General features: G+C 68.3%; 11 protein-coding genes and 2 pseudogenes (1 of these 13 running past the window's edge). 8 read left to right on the forward strand and 5 right to left on the reverse strand.

Annotation, left to right across the window (positions count from 1 at the left end):
• From E6J58_03870 to E6J58_03880, 3 genes and pseudogenes are all read left to right on the forward strand, one after another.
• Positions 1–1,269: pseudogene (locus E6J58_03870) on the forward strand (response regulator) (it extends 807 nt beyond the left edge of the window).
• 1 nt (position 1,270) lies between these two features.
• Positions 1,271–2,212 carry a RimK family alpha-L-glutamate ligase gene (locus E6J58_03875; GenBank protein ID TMB40854.1) on the forward strand — a complete coding sequence of 314 codons (942 nt, stop codon included), beginning with the start codon at positions 1,271–1,273 and terminating at the stop codon, positions 2,210–2,212.
• A gap of 122 nt (positions 2,213–2,334) precedes the next feature.
• The gene (locus E6J58_03880) at positions 2,335–3,042 is read left to right on the forward strand and encodes a DsbA family protein (protein TMB40855.1); all 708 of its coding nucleotides are present in this window, start codon (positions 2,335–2,337) and stop codon (positions 3,040–3,042) included.
• Here the strand turns inward: E6J58_03880 and E6J58_03885 are convergent.
• Positions 3,026–3,979 (reverse strand): MBL fold metallo-hydrolase, encoded by a 954-nt coding sequence (locus E6J58_03885; protein TMB40856.1) that lies wholly within the window; start codon positions 3,977–3,979, stop codon positions 3,026–3,028. The two genes, E6J58_03880 and E6J58_03885, sit on opposite strands and share 17 nt — an antisense overlap.
• Between E6J58_03885 and E6J58_03890 the strand changes: the two genes are divergently transcribed.
• On the forward strand, positions 3,764–5,296 hold the full coding sequence (locus tag E6J58_03890; GenBank protein ID TMB40857.1) for a polyhydroxyalkanoate depolymerase: 1,533 nt from the start codon (positions 3,764–3,766) through the stop codon (positions 5,294–5,296). The two genes, E6J58_03885 and E6J58_03890, sit on opposite strands and share 216 nt — an antisense overlap.
• 312 nt (positions 5,297–5,608) lie before the next feature.
• On the opposite strand, the pseudogene E6J58_03895 reads toward E6J58_03890, so the two are convergent.
• Positions 5,609–5,800 (reverse strand): annotated as a pseudogene (locus E6J58_03895) (polyhydroxyalkanoate synthesis repressor PhaR).
• Positions 5,801–5,837: 37 nt separating this feature from the next.
• Between E6J58_03895 and E6J58_03900 the strand changes: the two are divergent.
• Together E6J58_03900 and E6J58_03905 are read left to right on the forward strand one after the other, a co-directional pair.
• Positions 5,838–8,000 carry a (Fe-S)-binding protein gene (locus E6J58_03900; protein TMB40858.1) on the forward strand — a complete coding sequence of 721 codons (2,163 nt, stop codon included), beginning with the start codon at positions 5,838–5,840 and terminating at the stop codon, positions 7,998–8,000.
• Positions 7,997–8,881 (forward strand): GNAT family N-acetyltransferase, encoded by an 885-nt coding sequence (locus E6J58_03905; protein TMB40859.1) that lies wholly within the window; start codon positions 7,997–7,999, stop codon positions 8,879–8,881. The genes E6J58_03900 and E6J58_03905 overlap by 4 nt, the downstream gene beginning before the upstream one ends.
• Before the next feature lie 10 nt (positions 8,882–8,891).
• Here E6J58_03905 and E6J58_03910 read toward each other — a convergent pair whose 3' ends face one another.
• A complete protein-coding gene (locus E6J58_03910; GenBank protein TMB40860.1) occupies positions 8,892–10,181 on the reverse strand; it encodes an HlyC/CorC family transporter in 1,290 nt (429 codons plus the stop codon).
• Between the two features lie 89 nt (positions 10,182–10,270).
• Here E6J58_03910 and purS point away from each other — a divergent pair, with 89 nt between their 5' ends.
• Together purS and purQ are read left to right on the forward strand one after the other, a co-directional pair.
• Complete coding sequence (gene purS, locus E6J58_03915) at positions 10,271–10,513, forward strand: phosphoribosylformylglycinamidine synthase subunit PurS (GenBank protein ID TMB40861.1); 243 nt, start codon at positions 10,271–10,273, stop codon at positions 10,511–10,513.
• Entirely contained in the window at positions 10,513–11,205 is a 693-nt protein-coding gene (gene purQ, locus E6J58_03920) for a phosphoribosylformylglycinamidine synthase subunit PurQ (protein TMB40862.1), read from the forward strand. Before purS ends, purQ begins: the two co-directional genes overlap by 1 nt.
• Positions 11,206–11,207: 2 nt before the next feature.
• Here the strand turns inward: purQ and E6J58_03925 are convergent, their stop codons facing one another.
• Positions 11,208–11,675 (reverse strand): hypothetical protein, encoded by a 468-nt coding sequence (locus E6J58_03925; GenBank protein ID TMB40863.1) that lies wholly within the window; start codon positions 11,673–11,675, stop codon positions 11,208–11,210.
• A 9-nt stretch (positions 11,676–11,684) separates the two neighbouring features.
• On the reverse strand, positions 11,685–13,148 hold the full coding sequence (locus E6J58_03930; protein ID TMB40864.1) for a hypothetical protein: 1,464 nt from the start codon (positions 13,146–13,148) through the stop codon (positions 11,685–11,687).
• Positions 13,149–13,169 lie beyond the last annotated feature (21 nt).

Consider the following 13,169-nt stretch of genomic DNA (forward strand, 5'->3'; position numbering starts at 1 on the left):
CAGGAGCCCGAGGCCATGCTGGAGCGAGTTCGCGCGATCTTCGCGAATCGCGACGCGGCTTCGCGGGACGAGATCGAGCTGGAGCGGCCGACACATCGGTGGCTGACGCGCAACACGACTCCGGTGCGCGGCCCCGGAGGCGAGTACCTCGGCCGGCTCGTCGTCTACACGGACGTGACCGAGCAGCGCGAGCTCGACCGGCAGCGGTCGGACTTCCTCACCGTCGCCGCGCACGAGCTGAGGACGCCGTTGACGCCCCTCTCCATGTACCTGCAGAGCATCGAGCGCAGGGTGAAGCGCAGCCAGGCGGTGGGCAACGATCTGGTGACCAAGGCGAGACGGCAGGTCGAACGGCTGGGCAGGCTGGTGGAGGATCTGCTCGACGTCTCCAGGCTCGAGTCGCGCAGGCTCCACCTCAGCTCCTCCGACGTGGAGATCAACGACCTCGTCGACGACGTCGTCGCCGACTTCCGCGCGCAGACCCGCAGCCACGACATCCGCTTCCACCGCGCCGGCGCGCCGGTGCTGGTGGAAGGAGATCGCGAGCGCCTCGAGCAGGTGCTGGTCAATCTCATGACCAACGCCATCAAGTACTCGCCGCAAGGCGGACAGATCGCCGTCGTGGTGGAACGGGCCGGCGACGAGGCGCGCATCTCGGTCAGCGACCCCGGAATCGGGGTACCGAAGGAAGAACAGCCGCGCCTCTTCCAACGCTTCTTCCGCGCCGCAAATGCCACGACCCGGAACTACAGCGGCCTCGGCATCGGCCTCTTCGTTTCGCACGAGATCGTCCGGCGGCACGGCGGCCGGTTCGACGTCCACAGCGAGGCGGGAAGGGGCTCGACGTTCACCTTCTATCTCCCCCTCTCCCGGCGCGCGCCGGCGGCAACCGACTCGCGGGCGAGGGTCCTGCTGGTCGACGACGATCCCGAGATCCTGGAGGCGACCGGTCAGGTGCTGCGCGAGTGGGGTTATACCGTCGACGAAGCCGCCGACGGCCCCACGGCGCTGTCGCTGGCGCGCAAGTCGCGGCCCGATCTGGTGCTGGTCGATCTGATGATGCCGGTGATGGACGGCTGGACGCTGATCCGCCGCATGCGCGAGGAGAAGGTGGCGACTGACGTGCCGCTGGTGGTGTTCTCCGCCGACCGCGACGCGCGGGACCGGGCGCGCGATCTCGATGCGGCGGCGGCGCTGCGCAAGCCGTTCGAGCTGGAAGAGCTGCAGGACGTCGTCGAGCGTCTCGTTCCGCCCAAGCCGGCGGCCTGACATGCCACGCAAGGTGAAGAAAATCCGGGGCACGCGGCCGCGGCAGGCGGTCGCCATCCTCTCGCGGAAGAAGACGCTGTATTCGACGCGCAGGTTGGTCGAGGCGGCGAAGGCGCGCGGTTTCCGCCCCCGGGTGATCGACGTGCTGCGCTGCAACCTGGCGCTCGAGTCCGGCGGCGCGCGCCTCTATCACCGGGGCAAGGAAGTGCGCGGCGTGACCGTTGCCGTGCCGCGGATCGGCGCGTCGGTGACGGCGATCGGGCTCTCCGTCGTCCGCCACCTGGAAGCGATGGGAATTCCGGTAATCAACAGCGCGGCTGCCATCGCGCGCAGCCGCGACAAGCTCGCCGGGCTGCAGCAGCTCGCTGCCGCGGGCGTGCGCATCCCCCGCACCGTCCTGGCGCGCGGAGGCGGTGACGTCCGGGATCTGGTGTCGCAGGTGGGCGGTTTGCCCGCGATTCTCAAGCTTACGCAGGGGACTCAGGGCGTCGGGGTGATGATCGCCCACAGTGCCGCGGAGGTCGAGAGCATCCTGGGAACGCTCTGGGACCTGGGGCAGGAGATCCTCTTGCAGGAGTTCGTCGCGGAATCGCGCGGCCGCGACGTCCGCGCGCTGGTCGTCGGCGATCGCGTCGTCGGCGCCATGCGGCGCGAGGCCCCGCGCGGCGAGTTCCGCAGCAATCTGCACCGCGGCGGATTCGGCACCGCGATCCAGCTTCCGCCGGAGTATGCCGAGACGGCCGTGCGCGCGGCGAAAGTGATCGGGCTCGAAGTCGCGGGTGTGGATCTGCTCGAGTCGAACGAGGGACCGAAGATCGTCGAGCTGAACTCGAGCCCCGGATTCGAAGGGCTCGAGCGCGCTACCGGCCTCGACATCGCGGGCGAGATCGTCGGCTTCGCGGCGCAGGTGGCCGAAGGTGCGCGCAAGGTGATGGCGTTGTGACCGCTCACCTGTTCAAAAAACAGCGTGTTACGCGAGCAGGCAAGCAAGCCGGGTAGGTGCAGGTCGCGCTGCGGTAAAGAACGAACTTGCTCCGCCAGCCGCCATGGGGTCAGGATGAATGCATGGCGATTCGAGCCGCCCAGGGCGCGGTCTTCCAGCGCCTGCACTCTCCGCACAGCGATTTTCCTGCTGAAGTAGAGCTGGTGCTCTACCACGACGTGCTCTGCTCGTGGTGCTATCTGGCGGACGCGCGGCTCGACTACCTGCGGGACGAGTACGGCCCGGCGCTTCGCTGGAGCCTGCGGCCGTATCCGTTGCGGCCGGAAAACCAGATCCCGAACAAGAAGCAGCGCTCGGTGCTGGCGCGGCATTTCCGCCGGGTGGCGCGCGAGCGCGAGGGAAAGGGAGTGAAGCCCGATCTCTGGACCGGCCAGGATCCGCCGGCGAGCTCGGTGCCGCCGCTGGTCGCTCTCGAGGCCGCGCTGCCGCAAGGCCCGCATCTCCAGTCCGAGCTGCTGAAGGCGATGCGGCGGGCCGCATTCCTCGAAGGGATCAACGTCGCGCGGCGCGATGTGCAGTTCGAGCTGGCCTCGCGGATCGGACTCGACGTGACCCGCTTCGTCGAGACCCTCGACGATCCACGCCTGGAGCAGCAGGTGAACGACGCCGGCGAGGAGGCCGAGTCGCTCGGCATCAAGGGTGTTCCCGCGCTGGTGATCGGCGGAGAGTGGCTGATGCAAGGCTGCCGGGATCTCGCCGAGTACCGGCAAGTGATCGACAAGTACCTGCGCGAGCGGGTGGCAGCCGCGCAAGTCAGGACGATGCACTAGGCCCGGCCGCCGCAAGATCGATCGTCTCGCCGATGGCCGGCACGAGCAGCGGCTGTTCCGGTAACCCACGTCTCCGCCACTCGGCGCGAAGCCGCCGGGGCGGCTCGTCGAGGGGCTCGTCGGTCAGCTTGAACGTCCCCCAGTGCATCGCCACCAGCCGGCGCGCGCCGAGATCCAGGAAAGCCTGCACCGCCTGCTCCGGGTTCATGTGCTGCTTCTCCATGAACCACGGCGGATCGTAGGCGCCGATGGGGAGCAGCGCGGCATCCAGCCGGGGGAACCGCCGTCCGATCTCGGCGAAGCCGTGGAAGTACGCCGTGTCGCCGGCGTGGTAGACGCGGGCGTCGGACCCTTCGACGACGAATCCGCCCCAAAGCGCGTGGTTCGTGTCCGCGACGCCGCGACGGCTCCAATGCTGCGACGGGACGAAGGTGGCGCGCACGCGGTCGGTGACCCGCGCGGCCTGCCACCAGTCCAGCTCTTTGCAAGGCAGCAGGCGCGACATCCCCAGCCCCGCCAGCGCGGGCGCGCCCGCCGCCCGGACCGAGGGCGCATCGAAGTGATCGTAATGGTTGTGCGTCACCAGCGTCGCGTCGATGCGCGGCAGCTCGGCGGCGGAGAGCGGAGCAGGGACGTTGCGGCGGATCAAACCGGCGATGCGGTCCGAAAAGACCGGATCGATGAGGAGCGAGGCGCCGTCCAATTGCACGAGGAAGCTCGCATGGCCCAGCCAGGTGATTCGGGGCCGCGACGCGGGCGTCGCCAGGAGGGCGCGGTCCGGAGAGACGACGGGGACTTCCGCGCGCGCCGGGGAGCGGCGGCGCCGCCCCGCGAGGCGATCGAGCACTGCCCAGCGGAAGACGACTCCGGGCGGGTGGGCGCCGCTGCCGTCGAGGTTCCGGAACCGGCCGCCAGAATCCCGCGGAGCGGAAGACATGCGGCGAGTCTACTACCGAGTCCACCGGCGTCCGCCACGGTGCGACATGTGATCCCTGTCCTTTGCTGGCCATGCCAATCCCGAGTGGGTAACGTCGATGGCGTGTACAACTCCTACCGGTTGGGTCGCGCGTGGGCCGCGCCAGTCAACTCCTGGGCAGGCCTGGTTCAGAGCCTCTGGTCCCATCCGTCGTTTCCCATGTCGCGGACCGTGCTCGGCCGCGCCGTCGCCTCCGCCAGCGAGCTTCTGGAGCGCGCCACCCGGCGCTATCCGAAGCCGCCGTTCGGCCTCGGAACCACCCTGATCGGCAGCAGCACGGTTGCCGTGCGCGAAGTGCCGTGGCTGACCACGCCCTTCTGCAACCTGGTCCGGTTCGAGCGCGATGCCGCCCGCCATGACCCGAAGGTGCTGGTGGTCGCGCCTCTCTCCGGACACCACGCATCGCTGCTTCGCGACACGGTGAGGCAGCTGCTTCCCGATCACGACGTCTACGTCACCGACTGGATCGATGCCCGCTTGGTGCCTCTCTCGGCCGGCCCCTTCGATCTGGACGATTACATCGATCTGCTGCAGCGCTTCATCCACGGCATCGGTTCCGACGTGCACGTCCTCGCGGTCTGCCAGCCGAGCGTTCCGGTGCTTGCGGCGATCTCGCTGATGAGCGAGGCGCGGGATGCGACAACGCCGCGGTCCATGACCTTGATGGCGGGCCCCATCGACACGCGGGTCAATCCCACGCAGGTGGACCGCTTCGCCACCAGCCATTCCCTCGAATGGTTCGAGCGCACAGTCGTGCACCGCGTTCCCGCGGGCGATCCCGGATTCTTGCGCCCCGTCTATCCGGGGTTCCTGCAGCTCACTGCCTTCGTGTCGATGAATCCCGCGCGTCATGCCGATGCGCACCGCCAACTCTACCGCGACCTGCTTGCGGGCGATGAAGAGAGCGCCGAAGCCCATCGACGGTTCTACGACGACTATCTTGCCGTGATGGACGTTCCGGCGGAGTACTATCTCATGACCGTCGCCGGCGTTTTCCAGAGGCACGATCTCGCGCGCGGCGCGATGACCTGGCGTGGCAAGGTTCCGATCCACCCAGCAGCCATCCGCAGGACGGCGCTGATGACCGTTGAAGGCGAGAACGACGACATCACCTCGGTGGGCCAGACTTCGGCGGCGCACGGGCTCTGCACCTCAATCCCCTCCGACCGCAGGGTGCTGTACCGCCAGGCCGGTGCGGGACATTACGGCGTGTTCAGCGGCGGGCGGTGGAGGGAACAGATCGCTCCGCGCTTCGCCTCGTTCATCCGGCGGTCCTGACGTCTCATCGCCGCTTCTTTTTCAGGCTGGCTTTCAGCGCCTCGAGTTCCTTTCGCAGCGCGGCGACGCGGCCGGCGCCTCCGGCCGTGCCGACGGACGGAGGCCGAACAGGCGCGACATCGCTCCGCCGCCGAACGGAGCGGAGAGGAAAGGATTGAGGGGCGCCATCGCCTGCACCCCCTCCTTCGCTTGCAGGTAGACCTGGAGCGCCCAGGTCACGTACTGTCCGAGGAATTCCGCCAAGGCGTCGTCCCCCATCCGGATGAGCTGAACCAGAAGCGGCACGGGCAGGAGCCGGGCCGCGCCGCGGCCTTCGATGATGATCTGCGCCAGCGTTCCGGTGGTCAGGTCCTCGCCGCTCTTCGCGTCCACCACCCGGACGTCCTCGCCGCCGCGGATGATGTCCGCCAGTTCCTCCAGAGTGATGTAGCGGCTGTGCCCCGTGTCGTAGAGACGCCGGTTCCCGTATTTCTTGATCAGCGTCACGCTTTCTCCAGAAGGCAACTCATAACCCAGCCAGTTCCGCTATGCTCGGAGCGTCATGGCGCCCGTCCTCGCAACGCTGCTCATCGTCGCCGGTCTGTCGGTATTCGCCTGGATCCTCTCGTTCCGCGTCCGGCCGCTTCTCTTCGCGCGGCCGGACGTGCGCTGGGACGACGCGCCCACGCGGACCGAGAAGCTCCTGCTCTATGGCTTCGGACAGAAACGGATGCCGTCCAAGCCGGAGCGGCCCGCCGGCGCGGCGCACATCTGGATCTTCATCGCCTTCATCGTCGCGCAGCTCGGGACGCTGACGTCGTTCGGCCTGGCCTACGATCCGGCCTTCCACCTGCCGTTCCTCGCGCACGAGTCGCGCGTCGGCCAGGTCTACCTCTACGTCAAGGACCTCATCGACCTGCTCGGCACGGCGGGCTGCGCCGTCTTCCTCTATTACCGGCTGGTGCAGAAGAAGGAGCGGATGACGCTTTCCTGGGAGGGCGTCTTCATCCTCTGCATGATCCTCGGCGTCCTCTGGAGCGACGTCCTCATCGACGCCGCCACGCTGGCACGTAGCGCCGGCGAGGTGCCCTGGTACCTGCCCGTCTCGGGGAAGGTCGCGCAGTGGTTCCTCTACGGGATGCCGCCGCGGACGGCGACCCACGTGATGACTGTGGGCGTCCTGCTGCATATCGCCATCGTGATGGCGTTCCTCAACTTCCTGCCGCTGGGAAAGCACTTCCACATCATCACCGGGCTTCCCACCGTGTTCTTCCAGCGGCTCACTCCGCAGGGGCAGTTGTCGAAGCTGGACCTGGAGAACAGCGAGAAGTTCGGCGTCGCCAGGCTCACCGACCTCTCCTGGAAGGAGATCCTCGACACCTACTCCTGCACCGAGTGCGGGCGGTGCCAGACGTACTGCCCGACGTACGACACGGGGAAGCCGCTGACGCACAAGGAAATGAACCGCGCCATCCGGCACCACGCCGAGCAGATGGCGGAAAGGATGCCGCTGCCGCTGGCGCAGCTGGCGCGGAGGCTGAACCGCATTCCTCCGGTGACCGGCGGCGGTAGCTCGGTGGTGGGTAGCTCGGTTGGCCACGGCGACGGCCACCCGCAGGCCGACCCCGCGACGGGATCGGAGGGCGCGTTCGCGCAGAGCTCGCTGCAGCTCCCTGCCGCGCTGATGGAACAGATGCCCCCGCTGGTGGGAGACGGCGGCGTGATCCCCGACGAGACGGTCTGGGCGTGCACCACCTGCGGCTGGTGCGAGCAGGCTTGCCCGGTGTTCATCGAGCATCTCCCGCGCATCGTCGACATGCGCCGGAACCTGGTCCTGATGGAGAGCCGCTTTCCCGAGGAGGCGGCGCGCGTGTTCAAGGGAATGGAGACGCAGGGAAATCCCTGGGGCATGGGCAGCAACCGGCGGGCCGAGTGGTGCGCCGATCTCGACGTGCCCGTGGCCGCGGCGCTGGATCCGGAGGCCCTCAAGGGCTTCGAGTACCTGTTCTTCGTCGGCTGCGCGGGCAGTTTCGACGAGCGGCAGAAGAAGGTCTCCCGCGCGCTGGTGAAGATCCTCAAGTCGGCCGGCGTGACGTTCTGCGTGCTCGGCGAGGAGGAAACCTGCAACGGCGACTCCGCCCGCCGCCTCGGCAATGAGTACCTCTTCCAGGCGCTCGCCCAGCAGAACGTGGAGACGCTGAACCGCTACGCGATCAAGAAGATCATCACCCAGTGCCCGCACTGCTTCAATACGCTCGGCAACGAGTACCCGCAGTTCGGCGGGCACTTCCAGGTGCTGCACCACTCCGAGGTGATCGCGAAGCTCGTCGCCGACGGGCGGCTGCGTCCGGGCGAGGCGCAACTCGACGCGCCCGTGACCTACCACGATAGCTGCTACCTGGCGCGGCACAACGGCATCAGCGAGGCGCCCCGGCAGGCGCTGGTGTCGCTCGGCATCGAGGTGCGGGAGATGGAGCGCAACCGCACCGAGACGTTCTGCTGCGGAGCGGGCGGCGGGCGGATGTGGCTGGAGGAAACGCTCGGCCAGCGCATCAACCAGAACCGCGTCGACGAGGCGGCGAAAACGCTGGGCGGCAGGGGCACCATCGCCACCAGTTGCCCCTTCTGCCTCACCATGATCAAGGATGGAATCGGCGAGACCGGACGGAGCGAGGCCATGGAAGCGAAGGACATCGCCGAGCTGATCGCGCAGTCGATCCCGTGAGCGGCGTCGTCACGGTGCGGCGGTTCGAGCTCCGCGACCTCGACGCGGCAGCCCGCTTCTCCGACGCCGCCCGTGCACTCGACGCCTACGTCGAGCCGTTCGGCCAGCGGCTGGCAGTGATCGCGACGGGATCGCGCGCGGCGCTCGATCTCTGGCGCGTCGCCGCCGGGGAGGATCAGGGGCTGTACGGCATCGCCTTCTCCGCGCTGCGCGAATCTGCGCCGGGACCGCTCTACGACTTCTACGTTGCCGTCCATCCCTCGATGCGTCGTCAGGGGCTCGGGCGCGCGCTGAGCGAACCGGCGTTGAGCGCCAGGGCGAGGTTGCGCGCTCGCGTCCGCGACGACGCCTTCGCCGGCCGGGCATTCGCAACGGCGCTGGGATTCGTGGAGACTGGCGCGCAGCTCTCGTTGCAGTGGGGCGGCGGCAAGGTGGAAGTTCCGCCGATGCCCGCGTTGCGCATCCGGGCCGCGACCCGACGCGACGAGCCGGCCCTGCGCAGGCTCTCCAACGACGCCTGGGTCGACACGGCTGAGGCGAATTTTTCCCGCGCGGACGAGATCGCGGAGTTGTTCGCGGAGGAGGGCCGCCTCGTCCTCCTCGCCGAGTCCGAGGGAAAGCCGATGGGCTATCTCTCCGCGGTGCAACTCGGACGCACGCTCGGGATCGAGGAGGTGGCGGTGCTGCCGCAATCCCGTCGGATGGGAGTCGGGCGCGCGCTGCTCGGACACGCCATGGCCAAGACGCAGGGCGCGGTGCTTTCGGTGAGCGAGGCGAACAAGCCGGCGCGCGCCCTGTATCGGTCTCTCGGGTTCCGGCAGACGGCGCGGCGGTTGGTGCTGGAACGACAGTCGCGGCCGCCGCAGGCGGCTACGTCTTAGACGGCACAAGTCATGCCCGTGGCGCCGCCGGCGGCGCGCTCTTGGAGCGGGCCACGCGCACGAGACGCACGCGGCGCTCATCCCGCTGCACGACGGTGAGCTCGAGCCCGCCGATGTAGAAGCGGTCGCCGGCCTGCGGGATCGCTCCGGCGGTCGAATTGAGCAGACCGCCCAGGGTCTCGAAATCGCCCTGGTTCGGCAACCGCGCGCCGAGAGCATGGTTCAGCTCCTCGACACGCGTCTCCGCGCGGACGAGCGCCGTCCCGTCCGGGCCGAACTGCGGCGCGGGGCCTTCCTTGTCGTGCTCGTCGCGGATCTCGCCGACGATCTCCTCGAGGATGTCCTCGAGGGTGACGATGCCGGAGAACCCGCCGTACTCGTCGACCACCAGCGCGATCAGGGAGCGCTTCAGCTGCATCTCCCGCAGGAGCTCGCCGACCGGCTTGGTCCAGGGAACGAAGAGCGCCGGGCGAACGATGTCCTGGAGCACGATCAGCTCCGGGTGCGCCAACAGCGGGATGACGTCCTTGGCATGGAGGACCCCTTTGATGTGATCGAGGTCCCCCTCGTACACCGGCATCCGCGTATGGCCCTCTTCCGCGAGCAGCTCGATGACCTGCCCGGGCGTCGCGTCGATCGGCACCCCGACGACCCGCGTGCGCGGGACCATGATCTCCTTCGCCGTGCGCTCGGCGAACGAGAAGAGCCCGTGCACCAGCTCCGGCGAAGGTGCTCCGGTTCCGCCTCCCCGCGCTTCGTCGCTGAGGATCTTCTCGATCTCCTGCAGCGGCGGCGGGGGCGGGGTGTACCGCGCGGTCGCTCCGCGCCGCAGGAGCAAGGCGTCGAAGAGCTTCAGCAAGAGCCGCACCGGCAGTCGCAGCAGGCGGCAGACTGACCAGGCCGGTGCCGCGAGCGCAAGGCTCCACGAGAGCGGCCGCGCCGACGCGAGCGAACGCGGCGCCAGATCGATCACCAGTGCCACGGCGCCCGCCAAAAGGCCCGCCACCAGTTGCAGCGAGCTCCGCGAGCTCGAATGCACGCCGGCGCGAAAGAGGATGTCGCCGACGACGATGGCGCAGGCGACGGCGGCGAACGCGAGCAGGGCGGAGGACGCGCCGCGCAGCGCCGCCGCGGTGGACTCGGGCTCGCGCTTCAACTCGAGCAGCCAGCGCGTGCGCAGCGGATGATGCTGTTCTTCCGCACGCAGCTCGTCCTCGGCGACGGCGAGCAGTGCCGTGTCCGCCGCCTGCAGCAGGGCGCGGCCTGCGAGAGCGGCGCCTGCCGCCAGGAGCTCGAGCATTGGCGCGGATCGTAGTCCGCGTCCGCCCGCTCGCCAAGCTTGAAACCGCGGGCCTGTAGCATTACGGTTCGCCCCTTCGGAGGAGCGACATGAAGGCGCGCGTCGTGGTCACGCTGAAGAAGTCGGTGCTCGATCCGCAGGGGCTCGCCGTCGGCCGCGCCCTGGGGTCGCTCGGCTTCAACGAGGTGAAGGACGTCCGGTTGGGCAAGATCATCGAGCTGGACCTCGACGCGAGGGACGCGGCCGAGGCGAGGAAACGGGTGCAGGACATGTGCGAGAAGCTCCTCGCCAACACCGTGATCGAAGAGTATCGGGTGGAGGAGATCCGCTGATGCTCTTCGCGGTAGTCGTCTTCCCCGGCAGCAATTGCGACCACGATGTCTACCACGTGGCGAAGCACGTCCTGGGCTCCGCCGCCCGGTACGTCTGGCACAAGGATAGGGACCTGCGCGGTGCCGACGTGGTGGTGCTGCCCGGCGGCTTCTCCTATGGCGACTATCTCCGCACCGGCGCCATCGCGCGGTTCTCGCCGATCATGGAAGAGGTGCGGAAGTTCGCCCATCGGGGTGGGCACCTGATCGGCATCTGCAACGGGTTCCAGATCCTCCTCGAAGCGGGCCTCCTTCCCGGCGCGATGCGCCGCAACGATTCGCTCAAGTACGTCTGCCGCGACGTGAATCTCAAGGTGGAGAACGCCATGACGCCCTGGACGCGCAGGTACGCGAAGGGTGACGTCATCCGCATCCCCATCGGCCACGGCGACGGCAACTACTTCATCGACGACGAAGGTTTGCGCAGGCTCGAGGGCGAGCAGCAAATCGCGTTTCGTTACGTCGACCAGGCGGGAATCCGCGGCATCTCGGGGAGCAACCCGAACGGCTCGCTCGCGGACATCGCCGGCATCACCAACGCGCGCGGCAACGTGCTCGGAATGATGCCCCATCCGGAGCGCCTCGCCGAGGGCGTGCTCGGAGGCGAGGACGGGCGCCGGCTCTTCGAGAGCATCGTCGACGCCCTCGGCTGACGTCAGCTTCTGCGGCTGCGCTTCGCATGCACGCGCGGCGCGGTCCACTCCTTTCGGTTGTGCGGCTTGCTCGCGCCTTCCGGCAGCGCGTTGATCGCACGGCGCAAACGTCCGTGCGCCATCACCACGTCGGTGTCACTCTGCAAAAATGGCGCGTACTTCTCCCAGAACGGCGACCCGCCGGCCTGCGTGAGCCGATCGATCTCCTTCCGGACGCCCGCCACCGTTCCTGCCGGCAGGATCTCCTGCGCGAGGAGCGAGTCGAGATCGACGATCAGCTCACTCATCGGATGCAGCCAGGCGAAGTAGGGGTGCTCGGTGAGCAGGCGGAGCATCTGCCCCGGACCTCCGGCCGGCCCGATCTCCCGCTCGTAGGTCGCCCGCACCGCCTGGACCAGCGTGCGATGCACCTCGCGCAGCGCCGCGGCCGCCTCCAGCAGCGCGGGCTTGTGCGCGCCTTCCCCGGTCATGCCCCTAGTTTATGCCGGGACGGGCACGATGGCGGCCGGTATCGACGGATCCGGCGCCAACTTGACGATCGGTGGACCCCTCCAGCGGCGCAGCTCTGCCAACCCGCTCGTCACCACCACGTGCGGGAAGCCCTCGTTCGTCCGGCCGGGCGTCCAGGAACCCAGGTTGAAATAGCGGGCGCCGTTTCCCAGCGCTTCCTCCACCGCGCGATGGCTGTGGCCCATGACGATGTACCTCACGTCGAAGACTTGCGCGACGCGCCGGGCAGCCGCCTGCAGCATGGGGTGCGCATCGGTCCGGCGCCGCTTGCCGAGCGCGGCGTTCATTGCGGCGAAGAGGATGCCGATGCAGGTCAGCACTCCGGATTTGGCCCAGAACCCGTCGACGGTGTGGGCCAGCGTCCACGCCGTGATCAGGCAGACGACCGCCAGGAGCATCCGGTCGAGATAGAAGAGCTGCATTGAATCGAACAGGCTCTGCTCTGCCGGCCGCGAAGCGATCTCCGCCAGCTGCCGCGCCTGGTTCTCCGTCCCCTGGAACCGGGCGAGGAGCTGACGGACGTGGGCATCCCGATCCACCGCTGGCGCCAACGCCTTGTCCGCGGCGCGGGCGAATGCCCTCGAGATCTTCAGCGACTGCCGCACGATGGGATAGATGACGCGGAACACCATCACGAAGTAGTCGGCCGCGACGCGCAGCGGATTACCCGCCCTGAGCACCCAGTCGAGGTATTCCTTGACCCCCCAGGCGTCGACGTCGTCGGCGACCTCGACCTGCTCCGTGTACCGGTTGACGAAGTAGCGCAGCACCTTGGAGCTGATGGGAAGCTCGATCTCCGTGTCGTCGTTGTGCGCGGAGAAGAAATCCGTCTGCACGGAGTACTGGTCGTGCGCATGTCCGTGCTCGGCGTAGAAGAACCCCGGCTCAAGATAGAACCAGTCGTGGAATTCGACCAGGCGGTCGATCTTCCGCCGCGGACAGCCGCTGCGCTCGGCGAGGATTTTGCGCAGCTCTTCCTGGACGGCGGGCCACCGCCATTCGGAATCGTGGTTCCCACGGATGATGCGAACCGAATTGCCCCTATGGACAAAATGGGCGAGCGCGTCAAAGACCGCTGGATGACGTTCGGCGGTACGCCGCAGCTTCCAGACGCACTTCGGCTCCGTCGGAGCGAGGCCCAAGGCCCGTTCCTCACTGGAGATTTCGAAGGGTACCGGCTCCTTCGGCACCAGCGTGATGGCAACGAAGTCGACGATGTCGCCGTTCAGAATCAGATGCCACGGCTTGTCGCCCTCGCGGTGCGACGTATGGTGCAGAAGGAACGAGGTCAGCGGTCCGTCCGTTGGACGCGGTCGGTCAAGCTTGTTGCCGGGGCGAAGATCGCAGCCGAGGTGGAGGTCGGAGATGGCCAGCAGGTTGTGCGGCCGCTCCGATAGCGTCCGCACCCGCCGCCACATTCCTCGAAGCCCCATCGCTCTCCGCCCCCTTCTCTG

It is taken from the genome of Deltaproteobacteria bacterium (assembly GCA_005879535.1).
Lineage (GTDB): Bacteria > Myxococcota > Myxococcia > Myxococcales > 40CM-4-68-19 > 40CM-4-68-19.

Coding starts and splice junctions, on each gene's coding strand:
- E6J58_03875 (TMB40854.1), top strand. CDS start 1,271: ATGCCACGCAAGGTGAAGAAAATCCGGGGCACGCGGCCGCGGCAGGCG.
- E6J58_03880 (TMB40855.1), top strand. CDS start 2,335: ATGGCGATTCGAGCCGCCCAGGGCGCGGTCTTCCAGCGCCTGCACTCT.
- E6J58_03890 (TMB40857.1), top strand. CDS start 3,764: ATGGCCCAGCCAGGTGATTCGGGGCCGCGACGCGGGCGTCGCCAGGAG.
- E6J58_03885 (TMB40856.1), bottom strand. CDS start 3,979: ATGTCTTCCGCTCCGCGGGATTCTGGCGGCCGGTTCCGGAACCTCGAC.
- E6J58_03900 (TMB40858.1), top strand. CDS start 5,838: ATGGCGCCCGTCCTCGCAACGCTGCTCATCGTCGCCGGTCTGTCGGTA.
- E6J58_03910 (TMB40860.1), bottom strand. CDS start 10,181: ATGCTCGAGCTCCTGGCGGCAGGCGCCGCTCTCGCAGGCCGCGCCCTG.
- purS (TMB40861.1), top strand. CDS start 10,271: ATGAAGGCGCGCGTCGTGGTCACGCTGAAGAAGTCGGTGCTCGATCCG.
- purQ (TMB40862.1), top strand. CDS start 10,513: ATGCTCTTCGCGGTAGTCGTCTTCCCCGGCAGCAATTGCGACCACGAT.
- E6J58_03925 (TMB40863.1), bottom strand. CDS start 11,675: ATGACCGGGGAAGGCGCGCACAAGCCCGCGCTGCTGGAGGCGGCCGCG.
- E6J58_03930 (TMB40864.1), bottom strand. CDS start 13,148: ATGGGGCTTCGAGGAATGTGGCGGCGGGTGCGGACGCTATCGGAGCGG.